Source organism: Kribbella sp. VKM Ac-2568 (assembly GCF_004345365.1).
In the GTDB taxonomy this organism is placed as follows: domain Bacteria; phylum Actinomycetota; class Actinomycetes; order Propionibacteriales; family Kribbellaceae; genus Kribbella; species Kribbella orskensis.
On sequence record NZ_SLVF01000008.1, the window covers coordinates 405,583 to 430,236 of the forward strand.

20 protein-coding genes are annotated in these 24,654 nt (G+C 70.0%); 10 read left to right on the plus strand and 10 right to left on the minus strand.

Annotation, left to right across the window (positions count from 1 at the left end; genetic code table 11):
* Nucleotides 1-909, plus strand: coding sequence for a helix-turn-helix transcriptional regulator (locus EV648_RS25170; protein ID WP_132296508.1), 909 nt, complete (start codon nucleotides 1-3; stop codon nucleotides 907-909).
* A 12-nt stretch (nucleotides 910-921) separates the two neighbouring features.
* On the opposite strand, the gene EV648_RS25175 is transcribed toward EV648_RS25170, so the two are convergent.
* Nucleotides 922-2,319 carry an NAD(P)/FAD-dependent oxidoreductase gene (locus tag EV648_RS25175; protein ID WP_132296511.1) on the minus strand — a complete coding sequence of 466 codons (1,398 nt, stop codon included), beginning with the start codon at nucleotides 2,317-2,319 and terminating at the stop codon, nucleotides 922-924.
* A gap of 166 nt (nucleotides 2,320-2,485) precedes the next feature.
* Between EV648_RS25175 and EV648_RS25180 the strand changes: the two genes are divergently transcribed.
* Entirely contained in the window at nucleotides 2,486-5,245 is a 2,760-nt protein-coding gene (locus tag EV648_RS25180) for a LuxR family transcriptional regulator (protein ID WP_132296514.1), read from the plus strand.
* A 30-nt stretch (nucleotides 5,246-5,275) separates the two neighbouring features.
* Here EV648_RS25180 and EV648_RS25185 read toward each other — a convergent pair whose 3' ends face one another.
* A complete protein-coding gene (locus EV648_RS25185) occupies nucleotides 5,276-5,923 on the minus strand; it encodes a sigma-70 family RNA polymerase sigma factor (protein WP_241995578.1) in 648 nt (215 codons plus the stop codon).
* Nucleotides 5,924-6,179: 256 nt separating this feature from the next.
* Between EV648_RS25185 and EV648_RS25190 the strand changes: the two genes are divergently transcribed.
* Nucleotides 6,180-6,710 carry a GNAT family N-acetyltransferase gene (locus EV648_RS25190; RefSeq protein WP_132296517.1) on the plus strand — a complete coding sequence of 177 codons (531 nt, stop codon included), beginning with the start codon at nucleotides 6,180-6,182 and terminating at the stop codon, nucleotides 6,708-6,710.
* 101 nt (nucleotides 6,711-6,811) lie between these two features.
* Here EV648_RS25190 and EV648_RS25195 read toward each other — a convergent pair whose 3' ends face one another.
* Nucleotides 6,812-7,534: an alpha/beta fold hydrolase gene (locus EV648_RS25195; protein ID WP_132296520.1), complete on the minus strand. Its 723-nt coding sequence runs from the start codon at nucleotides 7,532-7,534 to the stop codon at nucleotides 6,812-6,814.
* A 180-nt stretch (nucleotides 7,535-7,714) separates the two neighbouring features.
* On the opposite strand from EV648_RS25195, the gene EV648_RS25200 reads away from it, so the two are divergent.
* Entirely contained in the window at nucleotides 7,715-9,445 is a 1,731-nt protein-coding gene (locus EV648_RS25200) for an L-aspartate oxidase (RefSeq protein ID WP_132296523.1), read from the plus strand.
* A gap of 114 nt (nucleotides 9,446-9,559) precedes the next feature.
* Here EV648_RS25200 and EV648_RS25205 read toward each other — a convergent pair whose 3' ends face one another.
* Both EV648_RS25205 and EV648_RS25210 read right to left on the minus strand, forming a co-directional pair.
* Nucleotides 9,560-10,156 (minus strand): hypothetical protein, encoded by a 597-nt coding sequence (locus EV648_RS25205; protein ID WP_132296526.1) that lies wholly within the window; start codon nucleotides 10,154-10,156, stop codon nucleotides 9,560-9,562.
* A gap of 227 nt (nucleotides 10,157-10,383) precedes the next feature.
* Complete coding sequence (locus tag EV648_RS25210; RefSeq protein ID WP_132296529.1) at nucleotides 10,384-11,703, minus strand: S8 family serine peptidase; 1,320 nt, start codon at nucleotides 11,701-11,703, stop codon at nucleotides 10,384-10,386.
* Between the two features lie 58 nt (nucleotides 11,704-11,761).
* Between EV648_RS25210 and EV648_RS25215 the strand changes: the two genes are divergently transcribed.
* From EV648_RS25215 to EV648_RS25235, 5 genes are all read left to right on the plus strand, one after another.
* Nucleotides 11,762-14,386, plus strand: coding sequence for a CHAT domain-containing protein (locus EV648_RS25215; protein ID WP_132296532.1), 2,625 nt, complete (start codon nucleotides 11,762-11,764; stop codon nucleotides 14,384-14,386).
* Nucleotides 14,387-14,473: 87 nt separating this feature from the next.
* Nucleotides 14,474-15,103 (plus strand): RNA polymerase sigma factor, encoded by a 630-nt coding sequence (locus EV648_RS25220; RefSeq protein ID WP_132296535.1) that lies wholly within the window; start codon nucleotides 14,474-14,476, stop codon nucleotides 15,101-15,103.
* Nucleotides 15,078-15,539 (plus strand): hypothetical protein, encoded by a 462-nt coding sequence (locus EV648_RS25225; RefSeq protein ID WP_132296538.1) that lies wholly within the window; start codon nucleotides 15,078-15,080, stop codon nucleotides 15,537-15,539. The genes EV648_RS25220 and EV648_RS25225 overlap by 26 nt, the downstream gene beginning before the upstream one ends.
* A gap of 93 nt (nucleotides 15,540-15,632) precedes the next feature.
* Entirely contained in the window at nucleotides 15,633-17,090 is a 1,458-nt protein-coding gene (locus EV648_RS25230; protein WP_206751951.1) for a PASTA domain-containing protein, read from the plus strand.
* A gap of 3 nt (nucleotides 17,091-17,093) precedes the next feature.
* Entirely contained in the window at nucleotides 17,094-17,795 is a 702-nt protein-coding gene (locus EV648_RS25235; RefSeq protein WP_132296543.1) for a hypothetical protein, read from the plus strand.
* A 36-nt stretch (nucleotides 17,796-17,831) separates the two neighbouring features.
* Here the strand turns inward: EV648_RS25235 and lexA are convergent, their stop codons facing one another.
* From lexA to EV648_RS25260, 5 genes are all read right to left on the minus strand, one after another.
* On the minus strand, nucleotides 17,832-18,491 hold the full coding sequence (gene lexA / locus EV648_RS25240; protein ID WP_132296546.1) for a transcriptional repressor LexA: 660 nt from the start codon (nucleotides 18,489-18,491) through the stop codon (nucleotides 17,832-17,834).
* 133 nt (nucleotides 18,492-18,624) lie between these two features.
* Nucleotides 18,625-20,343, minus strand: coding sequence for an HNH endonuclease signature motif containing protein (locus EV648_RS25245; protein ID WP_132296549.1), 1,719 nt, complete (start codon nucleotides 20,341-20,343; stop codon nucleotides 18,625-18,627).
* Between the two features lie 689 nt (nucleotides 20,344-21,032).
* Entirely contained in the window at nucleotides 21,033-21,248 is a 216-nt protein-coding gene (locus tag EV648_RS25250; RefSeq protein ID WP_132296552.1) for a hypothetical protein, read from the minus strand.
* A gap of 195 nt (nucleotides 21,249-21,443) precedes the next feature.
* Nucleotides 21,444-21,692 carry a hypothetical protein gene (locus tag EV648_RS25255; RefSeq protein WP_132296555.1) on the minus strand — a complete coding sequence of 83 codons (249 nt, stop codon included), beginning with the start codon at nucleotides 21,690-21,692 and terminating at the stop codon, nucleotides 21,444-21,446.
* A gap of 254 nt (nucleotides 21,693-21,946) precedes the next feature.
* Nucleotides 21,947-22,465 carry a VOC family protein gene (locus EV648_RS25260; RefSeq protein ID WP_132296558.1) on the minus strand — a complete coding sequence of 173 codons (519 nt, stop codon included), beginning with the start codon at nucleotides 22,463-22,465 and terminating at the stop codon, nucleotides 21,947-21,949.
* Between the two features lie 121 nt (nucleotides 22,466-22,586).
* Here EV648_RS25260 and EV648_RS25265 point away from each other — a divergent pair, with 121 nt between their 5' ends.
* Nucleotides 22,587-24,641 (plus strand): GMC oxidoreductase, encoded by a 2,055-nt coding sequence (locus tag EV648_RS25265; RefSeq protein ID WP_132296561.1) that lies wholly within the window; start codon nucleotides 22,587-22,589, stop codon nucleotides 24,639-24,641.
* The last annotated feature ends 13 nt before the right edge of the window (nucleotides 24,642-24,654 follow it).

Sequence of the window (24,654 nt, forward strand, 5' to 3'; positions counted from 1 at the left end):
ATGGACCAACGAGGCGAGATCCGCGAGTTCCTCAGCTCCCGGCGTGCCCGCATCACCCCGGAGCAGGCCGGGCTCCCGGCGTACGGGGGTAATCGCCGGGTGACCGGGCTGCGGCGCGAAGAGGTCGCGATGCTGGCGGGCGTCTCGGTGGACTACTACGTGCGGCTGGAGCGCGGGAACCTGTCCGGCGCCTCCGAGACCGTGCTCGACTCGCTGGCCCGGGCGCTGCAACTGGATGAGGCCGAGCGCTCGCACCTGTTCGCGCTCGCCCGCGAGGCCACTCCTGCTCCGGCCTCCGGGCGGCGGAGCTCCCCGGCCAAGCAGGTGCGCCCGGTCATCCAGCAGATCCTCGACTCGATCACGGACGCTCCCGCCTGGGTTCGCAACGGGCGGCACGACCTGCTCGCCGCGAACCGGCTGGCCCGAGCCCTGTACGCGCCGATGCTCGCCGACCCGCGTCGTCCGGCGAACACGGCGCGCTTCGTGTACCTCGACCCGGCGTCGCAGGAGTTCTTCGTCGACTGGGAGCGGGCCGCATCCGACATCGCGGCGATCCTCCGCTCCGAGGCCGGCCGCAACCCGCACGACAAGGCGCTGACCGAGCTCATCGGCGAGCTCTCCACCCGGAGCGAGATCTTCCGCACCCGCTGGGCCGCTCACAACGTCCGCTTCCACCGGACCGGCAAGAAGAAGCTGCACCACCCGGTGGTCGGCACCCTCGACCTCGACTTCGAGGCGATGGAGTTCCCGTCCGACCCGGGCCTGGTCCTGCTCGTCTACACCGCAGCCCCCGATACTCCCACCGCCGACGCCCTGAAGCTCCTGGCCAGCTGGGCCGCCACACAGGACCACGCCGACCAACTCAGCGACGGTGAGGCGGCCTCCCGGACGGCATCAGACCAAGGCTGACGCACACCTGGATCAGGCTGTCGTAGCCACCTTCTGCGACTCGACCTTAGGCGGCTCCGCCTCGACCTTCGACGGCTCCGCCTCCGCTGCGATCGCCCGGGTTTCGCCATCGTTCACGAAGGCTTCCCGGGGGTGTTGCACGGAGGCCAGGGAGACGATGTCGCGGCCGTAGAAGAGGGCGGTCAGCCAGATGGCCAGCACGCGGATCTTCCGCTCCCAGGTCGGCACGGCCAGGACGTGGTACCCACGGTGCATCAGCCAGGCCGGGAACCCCTTGATCACGATCCGCCGGTACTGGAAGATGCCGCGCCCGAGGCCTAGGGTCGCCACGGAGCCGAGGCTGTGGTGGACGTAGTTCTTCGTCGGGCGGCCGCGCAGCGTCGCCAGCAGGTTGCGGGCCAGATGCTTGCCCTGCCGTACGGCGTGCTGGGCGTTGGGCACCGTCAGCACGTCGTGCGTCGGCGAGGCCAGGTCCGGTACCGCCGCGTCGTCGCCCGCGCCCCAGGCATCCGGCACGGGCTCGGTCTCGGTGCCGACCCGGAGATCGGCCCGGACCTGGAGCAGGCCGCGGTGGTCGACGGGCAGGTCGGTGTGCTTGTGGACCAGCGGGGTCGCGGCGTTGCCGGCCGTCCAGACGATCAGCTCGGAGTCGAACTCCGTACCGTCCGACAGCACCACATGGCCGTCCTTCGCCGACACGACCTGGGAGTTCAGGTGCACCTGCGCGCCGCGCTTCTCCAGCGAGCGCACGACCCACTTGCCCGGGCCGTCGGTGACCTCGGGCAGGATCCTGTCCTTCGCCTCCACCAGGTGGAAGGCGAGGTCCGCCGGGGACAGTTCGGGGTACGACTTGAGCAGGCCGGTCGCGAGCGACAGCAGTTCGCCGAAGCCCTCGACGCCGGAGAATCCGCCGCCCACGAAGGTGACCGTCAGCAGGCGTTGCCGCTGCGGTCCGGGTTCGAGCACGGCCGCCTGGTCGAAGGCGGTGAGCAGGCGGTCCCGGATCGCGACCGCCTCCTCGACGTGCTTCATGCCGATCGCCTGCTCGGCGACCCCGGGGATGGCGAACTTGCGGGTCATCGCTCCGGCGGTGACGACGATGATGTCGTAGCCGACGGCGAAGTCGGGTCCCTGCGCGGGGTGGACCGTGACAGTCCGGTGCGCGTGGTCGATCGAGGTGACCGTCCCGGCGAGCAGCTTCGTCCTGCGCAGGTGCCGCCGCAGGGACACGGCTGCGTGCCGCGCCTCGATCGATCCCGCCAGTACCTCGGGCAGGAACGGCTGGTAGGTCATGTAGGGGCGGGGATCGACCACCGTCACCTCGGCCTCGCCGCGGCGGAGTTTCTTCTCCAGCCGCCAGGCCGTGTAGAAGCCGGCGTAACCGCCACCCACCACCAAGATCTTGCGCACTCGCGTCCTCCATCTCTTGCCGTTCACCAGCTAAGACAAGACAGACCCCGATTCTGTGACATCTCGGGGGCACCTCGGGGACACCTCGCGACACCTCGGGTCCGCCACTGAGATGAGCCTTTCGCGGGGAACGCCGGGCGATCTAGCCTCGACACCATGGGTCGCTATGTCCGGCGGTGAGGTGGGGTCGTGGTTGCACGGCCGACGCGCGGAGTGTGCCGTGCTGGACCGGATGCTCGCGACTGTCCGGGCGGGGCAGGGGCAGGTGCTGGTCGTTCGCGGTGAGGCCGGTGTCGGCAAGTCGGCGTTGCTGGATCGGCTGGTCTCCCGCTCCGACGGGTGTCGCGTGGCCCGGGCCGCGGGCGTCGAGTCCGAGATGGAGCTCGCGTTCGCGGGACTGCATCAGCTGTGTACGCCGATGCTGGATCGCCGTGATCGGTTACCGCCCCCGCAGCGGAATGCGCTGGATGTCGCGTTCGGTCTGACCGGAGGCAGTCGGCCGGACCAGTTCCTGATCGGCCTGGCCGTGCTCAGCCTGCTGGCCGAGGCGTCCGAGAGCGAGCCGCTGGTGTGCGTGATCGACGACGCACAGTGGCTGGACCGGGCGTCTGCTCAGACCTTGAGGTTCGTGGCCAGGCGATTGCTGGCCGAGCGGATCGCACTGGTGTTCGGGGTCCGCGATCCGGTGGACTCGCAGTGGCAGGGGCTGCCGGACCTGGTGGTCGAGGGCTTGGCCGAAGCGGACGCTCGGACCCTGCTGGACTCGGCTGTCCCCGGACGCCTGGACGAGCGGGTCCGCGATCGCATCGTCGCCGAGACGCGCGGGAATCCGCTGGCGTTGCTCGAGTTGCCCCGCGGGCTGACGGCGGCAGAGCTGGCCGGTGGGTTCGGGCGCCCCGACGCGCGGCCGCTGGCGAGTCAGATCGAGCAGAGCTTCGTACGGCGGGTGCAGTCTCTTCCCGAAGACACTCAGCGATTGTTGCTGACGGCAGCGGCTGAGCCGCTCGGTGAGTTGCAGTTGCTGTTGCGCGCGGTGGGTCGTCTGGGGATCGGCCTGGAGGCGGCTGGACCGGCGGAAGCAGAAGGCCTGATCGAGTTCGGATCCCGGGTGCGGTTCAGGCATCCGCTGGTGCGATCGGCGGCGTACCGGACGGCCGGCGCGGGTGATCGCCGTGAGATCCACGGGGTGCTGGCCGAGGCGACGGATCCCGTCCTGGACCCGGACAGGCGGGCTTGGCATCGCGCGCAGGCCGCGGCCGGACCTGATGAGGCCGTTGCCGCCGAACTCGTCCGGTCCGCCGATCGGGCCGAGGCCCGGGGCGGTGTGGCCGCGGCCGCCGAATTCCTCCAGCGAGCCACCGAGCTCACCCCCGACGGCACCCGGCGCGGCTTGCGAGCACTCGCCGCCGCGCAGGCGAAGTTCGAGGCGGCCGCGCCGGACACGGCGTACGAGCTGCTGGCGGTGGCGGAGATGAGTCCGCTGGACGAGTTGCGGCGGGCCCAGCTGGAGCGCTTGCGGGCGCAGATCGTGTTCGCCCGGCGACGCGGCAGCGACGCACCGCCTCTGCTGCTCAGCGCGGCGAGACGGCTCAGGGCCATCGACGGCGGCCTCGCCCGGGAGTCGTACCTCGAGGCGCTCGGGGCGGCGATCTTCGTCGGCCGCCTCGGCAAGGGCCGTGGTGTGCTGGAGGTGGCCGAGGCGGCCAGGGACGCGCCGCCCGGAGGCGAACCGCCGCGAACGACCGACCTGCTGCTGGACGGCGTCGCGAAGCGCTTCACGGACGGGAACGCCGCGAGCCAGGCGCCGCTGCGGCGGGCGCTGCACGAGTTCCGGCTCGAGGCGGACCGCGACGACGGGGACGTGATGCGCTGGCTCTGGATCGCCTGCCCGGTCGCGCCCGAACCCATCGCCCCGGAACTCTGGGACGACGAGTCCTGGCACCAGCTGGCCACCCGTGCGGTCCGGTTGGCTAGGGACGGCGGTGCGCTCGCGGTCCTTCCGGTCGCGCTCAGCTATCGCGCCGGCGTGCACGTCCACGCCGGTGAGTTCGTCGAGGCCGCGGCGCTGATCGAGGAAGCCGACGCGATCACGGAGGCGACCGGCAACGCCCCGATGAGGTACACCTCGATGATGCTCGCCGCCTGGCGCGGCGACGAGAAGCAAACGCTGCACCTGGTCGAGACCGGTGTCCAGGACGCGAGGGCCCGCGGCGAGGGACGGGCGATCGGCCTGGCCGGCTACGTGACGGCCGTGCTGCACAACGGATTCAGCCGGTACGACGCGGCGCTGGCCGGCGCTCGGTGGGCCTGCGAGGACGAGGATCTGGGGTTCTTCGGCTGGTCGCTCGTCGAGCTCGTCGAAGCGGCGGCTCGCAGCGATGCCAGGGATGCGGCCGCCGACGCGCTCGACCGGCTGGCGGCGACGACGCGGGCGAGCGGTACCGACTGGGCGCTGGGCATGCTGGCCCGATCCCGCGCACTCCTGGCTGACGGCGGCGAGGCCGAATCCCTTTACCAGGAGGCGATCGAACGCCTCGAGCGAAGCCGCATCGTGGTCCACCTCGCCCGCGCGCACCTGCTGTACGGCGAATGGCTGCGACGGGTGAACCGCCGCCAGGACGCCCGCGAGCAACTCCGCATCGCCTACGAGCTGCTCGCCGGGATCGGCGCGAACGGCTTCGCCGAACGAGCCCGCCGCGAGCTCGAAGCCACCGGTGCTTCCGTCCACGAACGCACCGCGAAGCCCCGTGATCTCCTCACCGCCCAGGAGGCTCACATCGCGGCGCTGGCCGGGGACGGTCTGACCAATCCCGAGATCGCGGCGCAGCTCTTCATCAGCCCGCACACGGTCGAGTGGCACCTGCGCAAGGTCTTCGCCAAGCTCGGCATCACCTCCCGCCGGCAGCTCCGGGTGCAGACGACCTGATCAGCAGGCAGTGGGTCGCTGCCGGGCGGGTCAGCGCGGGATGTCGGCGGCGAGGAGTTCCTCGAGCTCGCCCAGGTCGCCACCGCCGGCCGCGGCGACGAGTGCCTGCAGAAGACGCCGGTGGGTGGTCCTGGTCACCGGCTGACGCCGGTCGGCGGCGAGGCGCTGACGGGCTCGGCTCACCAGCTGTCTCGCGTTGGCCGCGCCGAGCTGCAGGGTCTCCGCGATCTGCCGGTACGGGTACTCGAACCCCTCGCGCAGAACGTAGGCGGCCCGCTCCGACGGCGACAACCGCTCCAGCAGCAGGTGCACGGCCTGCTCGACCGCCTCGCCTCGTTCGGCCTCGGTCTGTGGATCGACGCAGGCGCCCGCCCGGTCGGGAAGCCACGGGCCGACACAGGTCTCGTGCCGCCGGCGGGCCGATTTCGCGACGTTGATCGCCAGCCGGGCGGTCATGGTCGCCAGGAAGGCCGGGGGATTGACCACCACCGTCCGGTCGGTGCCTTGCCACCGGAGCCAGACTTCCTGCATGACGTCCTCGGCCTCGCAGACGCTGCCGAGCACCCGGTAGGCCACCTTGAACAACCGGGGCCGCGCCGCCACGAAGACCGCCGTGGCGTACTCGAGATCGTCGGCCGTGACGGCCGCGACCGGCTTCTCCAACGTTGTGGTAGTCACTTTCCGGCTCCTCCGCTCGTCGGTCGCCAGGGGGTCCGCGAAGGGCGACTGCCATCACCGTCTCCCGCGGGGTCCGTGGTCCGCGCCCTGGAAGTCCGTAGTGGACCCCGTGGTCCGCGCACACCACGGACCAGACGAGTGGTTCAACCGGTACTACGTGGTCTGCTCCCGCGCCGCTTTGTCACAGCCACCCGGTCTGCCTGGTCATAGCCAGTACCGGCCCGAACCAGCCGGTGATCCGGAGCCGAGGAGCGACATGACGACCATCGACAGCGAGCGCCTGGTGATCAGGCCCTGGGAGGACGCGGACGCGGCGGACGCACTGGCGATCTACGGGGACGAGAAGGTGACCCACTGGCTCAGTCCGGTGATGAGCCGGGTCCCCGACGTGACCGCGATGCGCTCGTTGCTGCAGAAGTGGCAGGAGAACGGCGATCCGGCGCCGGCGGGCCACTGGGCGGTGGTTCGTCGCGACACCAGTCAGCTCATCGGTGGAGTCGGGCTGCTTCATCTGCCGCCCTGGCAGGGGGATCTGGAGCTCGCCTGGCAGTTGGCGCCCTCCGCTTGGGGACACGGCTACGCCGCGGAGGCCGGCTCGGCACTCGTGCGGTGGGCGATGCATCAAGGTGGCGTCGATGAGGTTTTCGCGGTCGTCCGCCCGGACAACACCCGCGGTGCGGCGACGGCTCAGCGGATCGGGATGGAGTGGATCGGCGAGACCGACAAGTACCACGACATGAACCTTCACCTCTACCGCATCCGCCACTACGACCTGTCCTACCGCTAGGACCAGTCCTACCGCAGGCCCGGAAACGGGCACGAGCGGGAACGGGGAGGGCATGCTGAAGGTCTCCGGTGGGGGTGACCGGAGACCGTCCAGTGGGTGCTCTACCGGGTGGAGATCCCCAGCGCGTCGAGGATCGAGGCCGTCACGACGTCCGGGTTCGAGACGCTGAGGGCGTGGGAGGCGCCGGCCACCTCGCGGGTGCCCTTCGCGTCGGCGCGATTGGCCATGAAGCGGTGCAGGGTGACCGGGATGTTGAGGTCCTGGTCGCTGAACACGAACCAGGACGGCAAGGTCGTCCAGGCCGGCGCCGCGGTCGGCAGTCCTTCGGTGAGAGCGGCCTCGGTGACCGGTCGCTGGGTCGCTGCCATCACGGCCGCCTGGTCAGCAGGCACATCGGCGGCGAACTGGTGGTGGAACGCGTCCGGCCGGATGGCGAACTCGTTGCCGCCGCTGGACACCGGATACGCGGCGAGCGCCTCGCCGAGCGTGCTGCCCGGGAACTTGCCCGACAGTTCCAGCGCGCTCTCGCCATGGTCCGGCGCGAAGGCGCAGACGTAGACCAGTCCGGTCACGGACTCGTTGCCCGCCGCCGCCTCCGTGATCACCATGCCGCCGTACGAGTGGCCGACCAGTACTACGGTTCCGCCGATCCCCGCGATCACGTCGCGCACGTAAGCGGCATCACCCGCGACGCTGCGCAACGGGTTGGCGGCCGCGACGACGTCGATCGACCTCGCCTGCAACTGCTCGACCACGCCGTTCCAGCTGGCCGACTCGGCGAACGCGCCGTGGACCAGGACGACGGTCGGGTTCTGCTCACTCATGGCTTCTCCTTCTCGTGGACTGCTGCTTCACCCACAAGGACCGGACAGCGATGCCCGTTGTGACGCTGGTCTCGATGGCCCCGGAACATGTCACACCGCCGGGCGCGGTCTTGTCCTTAGCTGTACAACCAGAGCTGTACAACCAGTCCCCGGCCGGCACAGAAACGAGAGAGCGAAGCGATGAACACAGCGGACCAACAGATCTCGACCTCGGTGCTGGTGATCGGTACGGGCGGCGCCGGCCTGCGGGCCGCGATCGAGCTGGCCGAGCGAGGTGTCGACGTACTTGCCCTGGGCAAGCGCCCGCGGTCCGACGCGCACACGTCGCTGGCCGCCGGCGGCATCAACGCGGCGCTGGCGACGATGGATCCCGAGGACACCTGGCAGCAGCACGCCGCCGACACGCTGGCCGAGAGCTATCTGCTCGCCAACCCGGTCACGGTGCGGATCGTGACCGAGAACGCGGCCCGTGGCATCGACGACCTGGAGCGCTACGGGATGCCGTTCGCGCGCGAGGCCGACGGCCGGATCTCGCAGCGCTTCTTCGGCGCTCACACCTACCGGCGGACGGCGTTCGCGGGCGACTACACCGGCCTGGAGATCCAGCGGACGTTGATCAACCGGGCAGTCCAGCTGAAGGTGCCGATCCTCGACACCGTGTACGTGACGCGGATCCTGGTGCACGACAACACCGTCTTCGGCGCCTTCGGCTTCGACGTGGAGACCGGTCACCGCTACGTCATCCACGCGGACGCCGTGATCCTCGCCGCCGGCGGGCACACCAGGATCTGGCGGCGCACCTCCTCGCGACGCGACGAGAACACCGGCGACTCCTTCCGGCTGGCCCTGCTCGCCGGCGGGAAGATCCGCGACCCAGAGCTGGTCCAGTTCCACCCGTCCGGCCTGATCGAGCCGGAGAACGCGGCCGGCACGCTCGTCTCCGAGGCGGCCCGCGGCGAAGGCGGCCAGTTGCGCAACGCCCTCGGCGAACGGTTCATGGCCCGGTACGACCCGGAGCGGATGGAGCTGTCCACCCGGGACCGGGTCGCGCTCGCGGCGTACACGGAGATCAAGGAGGGACGCGGTACGACGAACGGGGGCGTCTGGCTGGACGTGTCCCAGCTGCCGCGCGAGACGATCATGCGCCGGCTGCCGCGGGTCTACCAGACACTGCTCGAGCTGCAGATGCTCGACATCACCCAGCAGCCGATCGAGATCGCGCCGACAGCGCATTACTCGATGGGCGGAGTCTGGGTGCGGCCCGAGGACCACGGCACCGGCGTCGAGGGGTTGTACGCGATCGGCGAGGCGGCGAGTGGCCTGCACGGCGCCAACCGCCTCGGTGGGAACTCCCTGATCGAGCTCCTGGTGTTCGGCCGGATCGTGGGGGAGGAGGCGGCGAAGTACTCGACCGGCCGGCAGGTCCAGCGACGGTCCGCCGAAGCGCTGGGTGAGGCCCGGGCCGAGGTCGACGGTCTGCTCGACGCCGACGGACCTGAGAATGTCCGCGCGCTGCAACGGGCGGTACGCGACACCATGACCAACCACGCCGGCGTTGTCCGCGACGAGGCGGGGTTGCTCGCCGGCCTGTCGGAGCTCGAGTCCATCGAGGCCCGGGCCCAGCAGGTCGGCGTCCACCCCGATCTGGCCGGCTTCCAGGACCTGGCCCACGCGTTCGACCTGAAGTCCTCGCTGCTGTCGGCCCGGGCAACAGTGGAGGCTGCACTCGAACGGCGGGAGACCCGCGGCTGCCACAACCGCTCCGACTACCCGGACCTCGACAAGTCGCTCCAGGTCAACCTGGTGTGGTCAGGTCCCGGCGAGCTCGAACGGGAGGAGATTCCACCGATCCCCGAAGAGCTCAGCCGCCTGATGCGCCACGTTTCCACCATTGGCAAGCTCGTCGAGTAACAGGCCTCGCGGTGTGGAGACTCGGCCACGATGTGCACCGCCGACGGGTTGATGCGCGTGTCGTTCGGATAGGCGGTGCCGCCTCGCAGGAGCAGCGCGGCCTGGCCCTGACGATCATGGCCGGGGTGCCTTTGTAGAGCGTGGGCGGCGTCGAGCGGTTGGTGCGGACTCCGCGCCCAGCATGCGGCGCAGGCGACGCAGTACCTGGTCGGTGAAGAGGCCGGCCAGGCAGCCGGTCAGGACCAGGACGGCCACCCCCGCACTCGAGGTGGTCTCGTCACCGATGCTGATCAGGCCGGTGTTGACGGCGATGACGGCCACTGCGCCCAGCAGTGCCGACCACAGCGGACGCATCAGATACCACCAGGCGTACCGGCGCTCCTCGGTCCCCGTACTGCGGGCGAAGGCCATGCTCTGGTGAATGATGCTGCCGACCGCACCCGCCGCGGCGCCGACGATCAGCAGGCTCATGTTCAACGTGGCCGAGAAGTCCGGTCCCCACCATTGCACTACCCGGGTCGCCACCTTGCCCTCGCCGGCTGCTTCCTGGTCGGCCACCAGGCGTTCGGCCAGACCGTAGGCGGCCAGCAGACAGACCAGGCCGACTACAGCCTCGGTGACGTTGAGCGCGACGATCAATCGTTTGGTCGACCGCCGCAGCGCGGTATCCCTTCGGCGTCGTGGCTTCGCTGGACTCACAATCCTGGTCATCTCGAGCCTCCCCCGGGTGTATCCACCTTTCTCTTGGGCGGAGATCCCGGGACGCTCGCGAATACACGAGAAAATCCTTGTATCACGGCCGCCGCCACCGACTCCGCTCTATGTGGGGCACAGCCGGGGGGAGAGGCTGACGCGGTGCGCGAGAACCTTGTCAGGGGGAGGCAACTCGGCACCGCGTCAGCCAGCCGGCAGCGACGACGTTCGTCATCGACCAGCTGTTACGGCCCGATCGATGCCCCCGCGTCACCCGGCAGCAGGACCGGTCCGACGCCCGGCGCGGGTTGCGTCAGCGCGTAGGCCAGCAGTGCGTCCGCGGCCTGCCTGGCACTCTCGCCGGTGGCCGACATCCGCCCGGCGATCAGGCCCGCCACCAGCGGCGTCGAGAACGACGTACCGCTCCAGCGCGCCATCTCGGCGAAGGTGCGCGTGGTTCCCGTGTTCGGCGGCTCCGTGCAGGTGTAGGTCCCGGTCAGGAACGCGTTGACGAGATTCTCGCCCGGCGAGTAGACGTCGACCCAGGTGCCGAAGTTGCTGAAAGAGGCCTTGTCCCGCCCGTTCTCCGCCAGCGCGCCGACCGAGACCACCTCGGGAAACGCTGCGGGCCAGAAGTACTGGCGGCTGTTCTCGTTGCCTGCGGCAGCAACCAGGACCAGGCCGTTGACGCGGTTCAAACGCGTCTCGATGAAAACGTCGAGGCTCAGCGACGGAAGGTTGTTCCGGGTCGAGGTCCCGGCGGACAGACTGATGATGTCGGGCGACTCGGCCAGTACTTCGTCCAGCCGCACGGCCAGGTCGTCCTCGAACGCCGCGCCCGCCTTGTCGAAGTAGCTCTTGACCACAACCTCGGTGTTGCGCGCGATCGAGCGCACGACGCCGGCGATGAAGGTCCCGTGACCGGCGTACGGGCCGATCACCTTGGTCACCGGGTTGTACCCCGGCTCGGGGTCGCCGGTCACGCCGTCCAGCCAGTAGGCTGCCGGCGCGTCGGTCCAGCCGACATCCAGGACTACCACCTTGACCCCCCGCCCGTCGGTCGCCCCGGTCGGCAGCAGCGGGTCCGGCGGAATCCCTGGCGGTACTTCCTCCGGTTCGGTCGCCGGACAAGGGCTCACGCTGCACACATAGAAGAGGTGCCGGGGTGTGACGACGCCACGGCCGAACAGCTGGTCCCCGTACTCCAGGAAGCGTTGGGTGAGGCTGAACGCCTGTGGCGCCTCATCGGGTACTACGGACGGCAGGTCGAGGCGGGTGACGCCGCCGATGCCCCCCTCGTGCGGGGTTCCGCCTTCTTGCGGACGGCCGCGGCCGAAGGCCGTCATCACGCGGTCCAGGTCGGCATCCCGGACCAGCACGCTGCCGGCGTGGCACAAGTAACCCGCGCCCTCCCTGCGCCAGTCCTCCGGCCAGACCTCCACGACACCGTCCTCGAACTCACTGAGAATCAGCTCGATCTGGGAGATGTCTTTTCTCTTCGGATCGCCTTTCGGATCGCCTTTCGGCTGGTTGGAATCCCCGTCTGGTTTCGGCTTCTCCGCCATTAATTATTCCTCCCCTGAGAATCGCCGGCACGAGTGCTCGGCCAGCTAGCCTTTCACTGTGCCGACAACCGGGGGTGGTGTCGAGGTGATAGCGGCCCCGGAAGATCTGCTGCCGCTGGCTCTGTCGCGTCCGCACGACGCGATCGCGGGCGCGAAGGCGTTGCTCGAATCCGGTCCGGCGCCGCTCGCCGCGTCCATCGCCCATCAGGCGAGCGGGATCAGCCTGCGTCAGTTGGGAGACGTCGACGCCGCGATCCGGGAGATGCGGATCGCGCTGCGGCTCGCGACGAAGTCGGGTCAACGCCGGCGCGAGGCCGACGTCCTGGCGACGCTCGGCGCGACACTGGGGCGGGCCGGTCATGGCAAACAAGGGTTGGCTTGTCTCGACCGTGCGGTGGCTGGAAGCCGTGGTGCGCTGGCCGGGCGGGTACTCATCCGGCGCGCCGACGTCCTTCTGGTACTCGGGCGACATCAGGAGGCGCTCGACGACCTGCGGGGTGCCGTGACCCGACTCCGTCGAGCGGGAGATCAGGTGTGGGAGGCGCGATCGCGCAACTATCGCGGCTTCGCCCATCTCGCGCTCGGCAGCACCAGGCAGGCCGACGCGGACTTCGCCGTCGCGGAGCGCCTGTACGCCGCGAGCGGGCAGGAGTTCGAGTACGCCGAAGCCAGACAGAACCGCGGCCTGGTGGCATTCGCGCGCGGAGATCTTCCCCTGGCCCTCGGGTACCTCGGCGAGGCCGGGCAGCGGTTCGAGGCGGTCGGTGTCGTCTGGCCCGACCTCGCCATCGACCGGTGCCGGGTGCTGCTCGCGGCCGGTCTGACCACCGAGGCGCTGGACGAGGCGGATCGGGCCGTCGTACGGATGGAAACCGAAGGCGGTCAGGCAACGAAGAAGGCCGAGTTGTTGTTCACGGCCGCGACCGCAGCGCTCGGTGCGACGGATCCGGCGACCGCCCGCGAACGTGCCGAGCAGGCGCGTCGGCTCTTCTCCGCGCAGGGCCGCGCCTGGTGGTCGGCGCGGGCGACGTTGATCCAGCTCGAGGCTCGCCATCAAGGAGGCGAGCGAGGGCCGCAGCTGCTGCGCCGGGTGACTGAGACGGCGACGCGATTGGATCGGCTGGGCGCAGCTGAGGCACCCGCCGCGCACCTGCTCGCGGGACGGCTGGCTCTGGTCGAAGGGCGGCGAGTGGCCGCCGACCGGCATCTCGAACATGCTGCGAAGTTGCGGCGAGGCGCACCACCGCTGGCGCGCGCAGCTTCCTTGCTCGGCAAGGCTTTGCGGTCGGAGGCCGGCGCAGACGTCCGCGGGATGCTGGCTGCCTGCGACCGCGGGTTGGATGCCCTGGACGAGCATCGACTGACGATGGGCGCGACCGAACTTCGAGCCAGGGCAACCGCACATGGCGCCGAGCTGGCCCGGCTGGCGCTGCGGGAGGCCCTGCAGCGCAAGGACGCTCGCCAGTTGCTGCTCCGAAGCGAACGCTGGCGTGCGACCGCGCTGGCTGTGCCAGCTGTGCGGCCACCGGGGGATGGGCAACTGATCGCGGACCTCGCCGCGCTTCGCGATGTGGCCCGGCGGCTGGAGACATCCGGCGAAGACCTCAGCACTCCGGCCGGCGCGGCGTTGGGGCGGGAGCAGCGGCGGCTCGAGGACGCCGTGCGCTCGCAGACCTTGAAGGCTCGCGGCCACGATGCAGCCGCGAGTGCTCCGCCCTTCGACGTCGAGGAGTTGATCGACGAACTGGGCGAAACGGTGCTGGTCGAGCTGATCGAGGTCGACGATGTCCTGTACGCGGTGGTCGTCCGGGATCGCCAGGTCCGGCTCCATACCGTTGGCCCCTTGTCCGCCGCGGCGCACGAAGTGGAGCGAGCCCGGTTCCGCCTGCGATGGTTGGCTCGCGGTCGGCCGCCGACCGGGCCGTCGCTGGAGGTCATCGGGGCGCGGCTTTCCACGGCGCTGCTCGGAGCTGCCGCGGCCGACCTGGGCGACGGACCTCTTGTGGTCGTTCCGCCGAGCCGGTTGCAGGCGCTGCCCTGGGCCTTGGTTCCTGCGCTGGCGGGCCGCGCGGTGAGCGTTGCACCGTCGAGCGCGACCTGGTTGTGGGCTCGACGGTTACGCCCGCCCAACGGCCGTCGCGTGGTGTTGGTGCTCGGCCCCGGCCTGACCGCCGGCCGCGCGGAGATCTCGCAACTGGCCGAGCGCTACCCGGCCGCGACGGTGCTCGCCGAGGGCGCGGCGACTGCCGAGCAGGTACTGCGTGCGCTGGATGGCGCCTGGCTCGGGCACATCGCGGCGCACGGCACCTTCCGTTCGGACAACCCGTTGTTCTCGTCACTCCGGCTCGACGACGGACCCCTGACTGTGTACGACTTCGAGCGGCTGCGGCACGCGCCGTACCGGCTGGTGCTGTCGAGTTGCGAGTCCGGGCTGGCGAACCCGGTCGGCGCGGACGAGTTGCTCGGTCTCACCAGCAGCCTGGTGCCACTCGGCGCGGCCGGGATCCTGGCCAGCGTGGTACCGGTGAACGATCCGGCCGCAGTACCGCTGATGACAGCGCTGCACGGCAACCTGCATGCCGGCCGGTCGCTCGCGGAGGCGTTCTCGGACGCCCGGACCACAGGCGGTGACGATCCGGTCGCGCATGCGACAGGTTGCTCGTTCGTCGCACTCGGGGCCTGAATCTGGCCCTGAATCCGGAGGTATCAAAGAGCACGCGACGCTCTCCGTACCAGTGAGAGACGTCCTTGGCGGTGAGGGAGGCGGGGCATGCGCGACGATCCAGCGGTGATCCGGCTGGTCACAGGCGCCAGGGACGGGGACAAGAGTGCCTGGGACGAACTGGTGGAGCGGTATGCGCCACTGGTCTGGGCGGTCAGCCGGCGCTACCGGCTGTCGGCCGAGGACATCGACGACGTCGGCCAGAGCGTGTGGCTGCTGCTGATCGAGCATCTGCCCGGGCTGCGGGAACCGGCGGCGTTGCCAGGCTGGATCGCGACGACCACCCAGCGAGAGTGCCTGCGGGTACTGCGGGTCGGTCGGCGGGTCGAGCCGATCGATCCGGCGGATGCCGACCCGGACGTGCCCGACGCCGCGGTCGCGGTCGACGAGGAACTGCTTCTGCACGAACGCCGCGATGCGCTCCGGGACGCCTTCGGTCAGTTGGCGCCGCGTTGCCAGTTGCTGTTGTCCATGCTCACGCAAGACCCGCCCGTGCCCTACAGCGAGATCAGCCGGAAACTGCACATGCCCGTCGGCAGCATCGGACCCAACCGGGCCCGCTGTCTGGACCGGCTCCGGCAGGCCCCGGCACTTGTTGCGCTGATCGACACCGGGAACGAGACCGCCCATCGAACCGGAGGAGGTGAGCAGCATGGCAGGCCAGTGGTGGACAGATGACGACCAGCTGCTCGAAGTGCTGCAGGACGCGTTGACGATCACGCGGGAGATGTCTCCTGACTTCATCGACGTCGGCAAGGCCGCCTACGTGTGGCGGACGATCGATGCGGAGCTCGCCGCACTCACCTACGACTCGGTCTGGGACGGCGGGGAGCTCGCCCTCACCCGGGCGGACAGCGCGATGCTGCGGACGCTCACCTTCGGCTCGGACGCGCTGACCATCGAACTCGAGCTCACCTCGGACGAGGTGCTCGGCCAGATCAGCCCGCCCGAGGGGGGAACGGTGAGCCTGCGAACGGACACCGAGGAGCTCGGGCGGGCTGCCATCGACGACCTCGGCTTCTTCATCGTCCGGCCGGTTCCGGGCCGGCCGTTCCGGGTGCTGTGCCAGACGGACTCGGGTGCCACCGTGCTCACCGGCTGGGTGTCGCCCTGACGAAAGTTGATCATCATGGGGGGAAGTTCACGCCGGCCGGCCGGGATCCACCGGCTCGTCGGACAGCAGGACGCGGGAACGCCGGCTCGAGTTATGGCTGGTGTCCTGCTGGGCGCGCTGGTGCTGCTCGGGCTCGCGACGGCTGGTGCCGCCCACGCAACGAGTACCGGGCAAGCAGCGATGACAGCGCCGACGTTGTCGATCGAGCCGAGCAGCGGTGCGCCCGGTAGCAAGGTGACCGCGGTCGCCCGCGGGTACCAGGAGTGTCGCCCCGCCCAGGAGCCTGCTGTTGAAAAGCCTTCAGCAGAAGCGTCTCCGGACGGGGAGCCGGCTCTTGCCGACACTCCGGCCGATCAGGGTGCGGCGGGAGTTGTGGTGTTCGTCTGGGACACCAGCGTTGAGCTGAAGCGAGTCCCGGTCTCCACGGGTGGATCGGCGACGATCACCTTCACTGTGCCCGAGTCCGCGACCGCGCGGCGGTACTGGGTCGAGTCGCGCTGTGATGGTGTCGAGTCGATGACACAGACCGTTCCGTTCAGGGTGACGGGCACCGACAAGCCGTCGGTCGTCGTTCCCGGAGTCGTCGGCCTGAACGCCGATCAGGCCCGGAAAGCCCTGGCGGACAAGGGATTGCTGCTCGGCAGGACGTCGGGTGACGGGGACAAGATCCAGAGCCAGAACCCGGCCGCCGGCAAGGAAGTGGCGTCCGGCAGCAAGGTCGATGTGGACCTGGGCAAACTGCCGCCGCTGGTGGCCGTGCCGAACCTGGTCGACGGCTCGCAGGAGAGTGCCGAGGCAGCCTTGGAATCGGTGGGTCTGAAGCTCGGGAGTGTCGAGGGCCGCGGAGACGTCGTACGAGTGCAGAATCCGGTCGCCGGCCGCGAGGTGAGACGCGGTACCGCCGTCGACATCTCGGTCGTCTCGCTACCGCCGCAGACAGTCACCGTGCCCGACCTGGTCGGCGCGAGTGCCGCTGAGGTGCCCACCATCCTGCGCGGCCGCTGGCTGGTGCTCGGCCAGGTGTCCGGCGATGGCGACGTGGTCCGTCAGCAGAGCCCGAAGGCCGGATCGAGGGTCCGGATCGGAAGTGCTGTCACCATCAGTACGGCAGTCGGGGTCGATCCACCTCGGCTGGTTCAGGTCCCGGACCTGGTCGGCGGGAGGCTGGCCGCGGCCCGCTCGGCGTTGACCGCAGTCGGCCTGGTGCCGGGCGGTAGCCAAGACGGTGACCGGGATATCGCCAGTCAGCAGCCGGTCGCCGGAACTCTGGTACCGGCGGGAACAACGGTCACTCTGACCGTCGTACAACCGCTTCCCTGGCGGGCAGCTGCGGCCGCTTTGGTTCTCCTGCTGGGGATTGGGGCAGTCGGCTTCCGCATCCTGCGGAAGCGGCTGGAGCATCGATGGGTCCGCGGCAAGGTCCGGGTGACGGCGCGGCAGACTCCCGCAGCCACCCCGACGATCACGGAGTCACGGACGACGACGCCGATGCCGGTGGTGCGGATCGAACCGCACGCCGACGCCGGTAGCAGCATTTTCGAGGAGGTCTGACAGATGAGCAGTTCCACTCTCTACGCACCGCTGACAGCCGGGGCTTTCCTGTTCGGTGACAGCCCGGGTGCCCACACCGCGGACGCGGTCGCGCAGGCGATCAGCCAGCAGGGCGCCGCCCGCTCCGCGTTGCGGTCCGTCCGTCGGCTGTCGGCCTCATCGGTGGAGACCGTCGACCGCGAGATCGGCTCGGTCACCGGCCGGCTGCTCGATCTGGATCTCGGCGAGATCCTGGTGTCGAGCTGGCAGAAGTACTCGAAGCTGATCGAGTCGGCGGAGCGGACGCTGGCCGCTCCCGGCAGTGAGGAGATCGTCGAGCTCGTCACGCACCGGGTCAGCTCGACCTACGCCCCGCATGTCGACCTGGCGGTCGAGCGCACGCTGGTCCACTCCTTCGAGTTCGAGCTGGAGCTCGTCTTCGACGTGATCGGACTCGAGGCGGTCGTCCGCGACGGCGCCCTGGCGATGGTGCGCGCCGGCGAGTGCGTGGTCACGGCGACGCTGACGCTCGACGGCGCCCGGCTGGCGAAGAAGCGCCACCTGGTCAACCTCGACCTGATGGTGCGGCTGGATCCGCCGCGTCCGCTGATCTCCGAGTCCGACCCGGTCCGTACGCCGACCGCCGACTCCGCCGCCACGCCGATCGACGCCCGGCCGAGCCGCTGGCCCGAGGCGGTGCCTCTCCGCAGCAGAGGCCGCGGCTGACGAGCCGCGGTCTCGGACCTTGCCCTAGCCCCTGCGTCAGACGCTGCGCAGTACCGACACCACGATGCCCAGAATGACGGCGTTGTCGCCGTCGATCACGTCGTACTCCGGGTTGCGGGGCTCGAGGTACACGTGGCCGTTGCGGCGGCGGTAGACCTTGACGGTCGCCTCGTCGTCGAGCATCGCGGCGACGATCTGGCCGCTGTGGGCCTCGGTCTGCTGTCGGACCACGACGATGTCGCCGTCGCAGATCGCGGCGTCGATCATCGACTCGCCCCGCACCCGCAGGCCGAAGACGTTGCCCCGGCCGGTCAGGCCGCGGGGGAGCGAGAGCACGTCGTCGACGTGCTCCACGGCCGAGATCGGCGTACCGGCGGCGATGTCACCGACCACAGGGACGGAGACCGAATCGTCGGACACCGACCGGCCCGGCGCGTCCTGCAGGAACAACCGCACGTCGATCGGCCGCGACATCGAGGTACCGCGCCGGAGGAATCCCTTCTCCTCCAGGCTCGCCAGGTGCTTCGACACCGAGGACGCCGACCGCAGCCCGACCGCGTCGCCGATCTGCCGCGTGCTCGGCGAATAGCCGTGCTTGACCACCCAGTCCCTGATCGCCACCAGAATCCGCTGCTGCCGCTCCGGCAGACCTGAGGCGTTGAGGTGTTCGAAGGGATCGAGATCGTCATAGGTCACCCGCGAATGCTAGAGCCCACCACCCCCATTCCCGCGACCGGGGAGCCTGGCAGGATTACGGACCGTAGTGTGACCGCGGACTATCGCGCCAGGGGCACGGGTTGAACCGCGGCTCGACGTTCTCAGCGGCGGTCTATCCAGGCTTGCCGATCGGGATTCGGTGGTCGGCCCACGGATCGAACTGGGCGTCAGCGTCGGCGGCGACCGCTCGTGTCGGGCAATCGGTACGATCCCGATCCTGGCCAGCTGCGGTGATTCGTGGCGGGTTGTCGGTGTGGCGCCGGTCCACGTCCGTGGTGGCCGGTGCCGGGTTGTTCGCATGGTGCAGCGCCGTCTGACCTCGGGTCGGATCGCCGGGTGGACGGGTGTGGTCGCCGGAGGCTGGGTCGGGTGGGTCGGTGTCTGCCCAGGGGTCGAACTGTGCCACCGCGGTGTTCCCGGTCGTGGTGCATGCCGGGTCGTGGGTGCGGCTCCGGGCAGGGCTGTCCGCCAGTCCGCGGTCGCGGTGACTGCTGGTGGGGGTGCGGTAGCGGGTTCGGGTGGGGTTTGGTTCGGCCCAGGCGGGGCGGGCGACGGTGACGGTGCCGTGGTGGAGGGTGATGGTCCAGTGGCCGTGGTGGGTGTCGATGTGGTGGCGGCGGCAGAGCAGGACCAGGTTGGTCAGGGCGGTGGGGCCGTTGTCGATCCAGGAGATCAGGTGGTGGGCGTCGCAGAAGATCGGTGGGGCCTTGCACACGACGCAGCCTTTGTCGCGGGCGTTGAGGGCGCGGCGGATGGCGCGGTTGACGAAGCGTTGGGCCATGGCGACGTCGAGGGGTTCGGAGTTGGCGCCGAGCACGATCGGGATGATCTGCGCCTCGCACGCCAGCCGCCGGATCGCGCCCGCGGACAGTCCTTCGCCGTGGACCAGGGTGCCGACCGCGTGGGCGCCGGCGTCGGTGAGGTCTTTGAGGTCGATGGTGATCGTGATGTGTGCTTTCGGGCCGTGCCCGGCCACCGCGGCACCAGTCGCGGCGGCACCACTGGCTGCGTTGCCGGTCTGGTCGGTTGGGGTGGCCACGGTGATGGCGTTGGAGGCGACGTTGAGGACGTCGGTGAGGGCGTCGGCGCGGCGTTTGTCCGGTGAGCGCGGGTCCAGTTCACCGGTGACGGTCTTACGCGGCTTCGAACCGGACAGGATCAGGGCTTGGAACAGTTCGGCGTTCTCGTTGGCCAGGTAGCCGCTGAACTTGACGCCCCGGTCGGCGGGCCGCAGCCGCAACTCTTCGCGGGCGTAGGCCTTGTCCTCTTCGGGTGCCGGCCCGTCGGCGTCGAGGAGGTCGCGGACCCGGCGGGCCGCTTTGCGCAGTTCCGACGGGTTGAAGTGGCGGCCCAGGGCGACGAGTTGTTGTTCGGCCACGGCCAGGTCCTCGACCGCGACGGTCTTGGGCACGTTCTCCAGTTCGGCCACGATCGCCGCGGCCTGCGCCGGAGACAACACCACCGCATCGGCTCCGGCCTCCACGCCCGGCTCACCACCTGGGTCGCTGGCCGGCTCGTCGTCGTTGGCGTCTGCCGGATCCCCGACGCCGGTGGGTGGGAGGGCGTTGGTGATGGCGGGGTACTTGCGCAGCGCCTTGGCCAGGGCCAGGTCGCGCTTGATCACGCCGGGGTCGAGACGGTGCCGGAACGCGAGGAGGCGGGCGGTGTCGCCGGCGCCGAGGGTGGCGGCGTGGCCGGTCGCGTCGTAGGCGGCCAGGACCTGCAGGCGGTAGGTCTGCAGCCGGGAGATCTCGGCGTGGACCGCGTCGAGAGTCGACAGCTGTTCGCTGTCACTCATCGACCACACCGGCCGCTCGCCCAGAATCTCCATACCAGAGACTCTAGATGCCGCCGCCGACAGTTTCTGGTCCGGAAGGCCCTTATTTGTAAGGGATTCCGAAGATTGACCGAAATTGTGCCGACACTCCGGATACAGACGAGTTGTCCACAACCCGACGCCAACTGTGAACCCGCGCGAAGGCTGGGCGGAACGGGACCCTAGGCCCGGAGAACGCGAGGCGGTGGCAGGTCACGGCGAGTCAGGCCGTGAGGTGAGGTGGGCTGGCAGTGTGGAGCGGGATCAGCCGAGGCGAGATGGAGCCGATGGGGGCGAGGCGGGATCGGGCGAGACGGGGGCGAGGCGGGGCGGGGCGGGATCGGGCGAGACGGGTCGGGGCGAGATGGGGGCGAGGCAGGGGAGGCGGCGGGCTCGACATCTGCGGTCGGCCCGGCGGTGCGGGCCAGCCGGCTGAGCTGGGAAGGTGTGCTGGCCGCAACTGCCCAGGCGGGGCGCGTCCGGCGGTCGCGTTCCCGGCGGGTTCGATGCTAGCGGCAACCACCTGCGCAGCCAGGCGCAGGACGCAACTGCCTGCCGCCGCTGTGACGGAGCTGGCGGGCTGCTGAGCACTCCGGGCAGCGCGCGCTGGGGGCGCCGTGACTGCACGGCTCCAGACACCCCTGGCCCACTACCAGCGTGTTGGCTGAATGCTTGCTCGAGGGACGCCAGGTCGGGAAGAGACTTCAGCAGTGGGGGCACCTGGGCTGCTGCGAACCGGCGGTGGGAGTCGTCCGGTCCTCGTTCATGGACGAGTTCGCCTGGCCGTGGAGGAAGTTGAGGGCGATCGCCAGGCCGGTACCGAAGCTCTCCGGGCCGTCGATCCGGGCGGTGCCGCCGGTCGAGCGGTAGGCGTCGACGATCTGGCGCACGTTGTTCTCGTTGGCATGCGGCAGCAGCACAGATCCGAGCTCCCGCCACGGTGTCAGCCGACCGACGTTGTCCCAGTCGACGAGCCAGTGCGCTGAACGGCCGGAGGCGTCAACCTTGCCGTCGAGCGCCCGCAGTACGTTCGTGGTCTTCAGATCCCGGTGACAGCAGACCTGCTCGCCGATCGGCGCCGTTCACCAACTCCGTCAGCTCGCACAGCCTCGGCACTAGCCGCGCAGAGTCGACGCCCAGCTGACTTCGCCACGCTCGGCCACGTCCACCAGCGCCGGCCAGCCGACGTCGACCCGGTGGTAGAAGGGCACGACGTCGGTAGCCTCGTGAGCCGAGCCGTGCCAGTCGAGCGAATGGATACGGCCCATCTGCGCAGCCAGCCAATCGGCGTGGACCGCGTCGAGAGTGGACAGCTGTTCGCTGTCGCTCATCGACCACACCAGCCGCTCGCCCAGAATCTCCATACCCGAGACCCTAGATGCCCCCTCCGACAGTTTCCGGTCCGGAAGGCCCTTATTTACAAGGGACTCCGAACATTGACCGAAACTAGACGCGACCTCTGGATACGGCCAAGTTGTCCACAGCCGACGCCACCCTGTGGACCCAACGAGAATGCTGGGGACCGGGACTGTAGGCACGGAGAGGCCGAGACGGTTGCAGGTGGCAGGTCACGTGAGGTCAGGCGAGGCGGCGGGGTGGGGCAGGAGGCGTCGGTCGGTCAGCTCAGGATGCGGGAGATGCCGACGCCGCTGCGGGCGTCGCGGCCGTACTTCGCGAGCTCGGCGGCGAGGTCCAACGGCGCGACGCCCGCCTTCTGGCGATCCTCGTCGGTGAGCAGGTCGGCAGGGATGATCCAGACGATCTCGAACTCCAGGCCGCTCGGATCCTTGCCGTAGAGGGACTTGGTGGTGCCGTGGTCCGACGCCCCGACCAGGGCGCCCGCGTCGCTCAGCGTCTTCGCCAGGTCCTCGAGGTCGCCGAGGGTGTCCACCTCCCAGGCCAGGTGGTAGAGCCCGACGGTGGTCCGGCCGGCCCCGGACGGCCCGGCCTGGGCGCCGAGCTCGAACAGCCCGAGGTCGTGGTCGTTGGTTGATCCCGGCGCGCGCAGGAACGCGGCTCCCTGGAAGGAGTCCCCGCCGTCGGTGTACCCGAACCCGAGCACGTCGCGGTAGAAGGCGACGCTCTCGGCCAGGTCGCGTACGTACAGCACCGCATGGTTCAACCGGAAGATCGCCATGTCCTCAACTTTCCCTCGTCGTTTCAGTTTCAACACTAGTTGAGGACTCAACCGAGGGGTAGTGGCAGGCTTGCCCGCGGTTGTCGGCGAGGGCCGCGAGGCCCGGCGAAGGGACGGATGCATGGAAGAGCAGGGCGCCTACTCGCTCAGTGCACAGGAACGGTTGATCCTTGGACGGCTGGCGGACTTGGCGGTGCCACGTGACGAGTTCCCGTCGGCGGCCGACGTCGGTGCGGTGGCGTTCGTCGAGCGGGTTGTCGCCGAGGACCGGCCTGACTGGCGGCCCCGGGTTCTTCGGGCGTTGGAGGTGGCCGGTGCCGAACCCGACCTCGACGCCGTGCTCGCCGACTCCGACGGGGCCTGGCTCGTCCGCCTGGTGGCGCAGGGCTTCTACTCCGGCGACGGCCACAGCCCGTACGGCGAGCAGCCGCCGGCGTGGGCGATGGTGGGCTGGCGGCCGGACGCGGCCGGGACCTGGGAGACGACCCAGACCGAACTGACCGTCACCCCACGGTATGCGCTGGAGGGCCGCTACGACTGCGTGATCATCGGATCGGGCGCCGGCGGGGGAGCGGCAGCCCAGGTGATCGCCGAATCGGGCCGGTCGGTGCTGGTGGTGGAGACCGGCCGCTACCCATCCACGGAATCGCTGACCCGTGATCACCTGCGCAACCCTCGGTCCACGGTTGGCCTGCCGGCCTTCACCGACCCGGATCCGCAGGGACGCCCGAGGGTCTCCGTCGTCGACGGCGAGGCGCAGGTTGTCCTGCCACCCGATGGCGGCTGGGGCAACAACGCGTTCACTGTCGGCGGCGGCACCCGGGTGTACGGCGCGCAGGCCTGGCGGTTCGCGCCGCGGGACTTCACCATGGCGAGCACCTACGGCGTCCCCGAGGGCAGCGCGCTCGCGGACTGGCCGATCACGTACGCCGACCTGGAGCCGTACTACAGCCTGGCCGAGCAGCGGTTCGGGGTGAGCGGTGGTGGGGTTGACCCGTGGCACGAGTCGCGCTCGATCCCGCTGCCGATGCCGCCATTGCCGAGATCCGGTCCCGCGCAGCGGCTGGCGGATGCGGCCGATCGACTGGGTTGGGGCACCCTCGACGTACCGCTGCTCATCAACTCGGTCGACTACCAGGGGCGGTCCGGGTGCGTGCGTTGCGGACAGTGCGTTGGTTTCGCCTGCCCGGTGGACGCCAAGGCCGGCACCCACAACACGGCGTTGCCGGCGGCACTGGCGACCGGTCGCTGCACGCTGGTCACCGAGACAACAGCCGAACGACTCGTCACCGATGCCCGGGGTCGAGTCACTGGCGTGGCCCTGGTCGCCGCCGACGCCGACGGCCGGATCTGGCGTCGTACGGTCGACTGCGCTGAGGTCGTCGTCGCTGCCGGTGCCACCGAGACCCCGCGACTGTTGCTCAACAGCGCGCACGACCACGAACCACGGGGACTCGGCAACAATCGCGACCAGGTCGGCAGGTACCTCCAAGCGCACGTGTACGCCGGTGCGGCCGGAGTGTTCGACGATGAGGTGGTCGACCTGCTCGGCCCGGGGGTGTCGATCGCGACCTGCGACTTCCGGCACGGCAACGACGGGATCGTGGGTGGCGGGATGCTGGCCAACGAGTTCGTCGCCACCCCGGCATCGACGTACGACTATCTGACCGGGGCAGGCCTGATCCCACCAGCCGGAGCGGCCGGGAAGCAGGCGATGCGGCGTGAAGCGCTCCGGACGTTGCGGGTGGTCGGTCCGATCCAGGAGGTCACGTCGGCGGAGTCCAGGGTGCGGGTCGATCCGGATGTCATCGACCGGTTCGGCAACCCGGTGGTGAGAATCAGCGGCTCGATCCACCCCGAGGACGTCCGCACGCAGGCTTTCATGAGCGAGAAGGCCAGGCAGTGGCTGGTCGAGGCCGGGGCAGCCCGTACTGCGGTCGGCGGCGCCGGTACCCTGCGGCGGGCCAATGTCGGCCAGCATCAAGCCGGAACGTGCCGGATGGGGGCCGATCCGGCGCGCTCGGTCACGGATCCGTACGGCCGGGTCTGGGGGCACGAGAACGTCCGGATCGTCGACGGCTCGGTGCACGTGACGAACGGCGGGGTGAACCCGGTGCTGACCATCCTGGCCGGCTCCCTGCGCATCGCCGAGCACCTCGCGGGTGTCACGCGCTGACCCGAGTGGCCGC

Coding starts and splice junctions, on each gene's coding strand:
- EV648_RS25205 (WP_132296526.1), bottom strand. CDS start 10,156: ATGACCAGGATTGTGAGTCCAGCGAAGCCACGACGCCGAAGGGATACC.
- EV648_RS25235 (WP_132296543.1), top strand. CDS start 17,094: ATGAGCAGTTCCACTCTCTACGCACCGCTGACAGCCGGGGCTTTCCTG.
- EV648_RS25225 (WP_132296538.1), top strand. CDS start 15,078: ATGGCAGGCCAGTGGTGGACAGATGACGACCAGCTGCTCGAAGTGCTG.
- EV648_RS25230 (WP_206751951.1), top strand. CDS start 15,633: ATGGCTGGTGTCCTGCTGGGCGCGCTGGTGCTGCTCGGGCTCGCGACG.
- EV648_RS25170 (WP_132296508.1), top strand. CDS start 1: ATGGACCAACGAGGCGAGATCCGCGAGTTCCTCAGCTCCCGGCGTGCC.
- EV648_RS25210 (WP_132296529.1), bottom strand. CDS start 11,703: ATGGCGGAGAAGCCGAAACCAGACGGGGATTCCAACCAGCCGAAAGGC.
- EV648_RS25265 (WP_132296561.1), top strand. CDS start 22,587: ATGGAAGAGCAGGGCGCCTACTCGCTCAGTGCACAGGAACGGTTGATC.
- EV648_RS25255 (WP_132296555.1), bottom strand. CDS start 21,692: ATGGAGATTCTGGGCGAGCGGCTGGTGTGGTCGATGAGCGACAGCGAA.
- EV648_RS25200 (WP_132296523.1), top strand. CDS start 7,715: ATGAACACAGCGGACCAACAGATCTCGACCTCGGTGCTGGTGATCGGT.
- EV648_RS25245 (WP_132296549.1), bottom strand. CDS start 20,343: ATGGAGATTCTGGGCGAGCGGCCGGTGTGGTCGATGAGTGACAGCGAA.
- EV648_RS25260 (WP_132296558.1), bottom strand. CDS start 22,465: ATGGCGATCTTCCGGTTGAACCATGCGGTGCTGTACGTACGCGACCTG.
- EV648_RS25195 (WP_132296520.1), bottom strand. CDS start 7,534: ATGAGTGAGCAGAACCCGACCGTCGTCCTGGTCCACGGCGCGTTCGCC.
- EV648_RS25190 (WP_132296517.1), top strand. CDS start 6,180: ATGACGACCATCGACAGCGAGCGCCTGGTGATCAGGCCCTGGGAGGAC.
- EV648_RS25180 (WP_132296514.1), top strand. CDS start 2,486: ATGTCCGGCGGTGAGGTGGGGTCGTGGTTGCACGGCCGACGCGCGGAG.
- EV648_RS25220 (WP_132296535.1), top strand. CDS start 14,474: ATGCGCGACGATCCAGCGGTGATCCGGCTGGTCACAGGCGCCAGGGAC.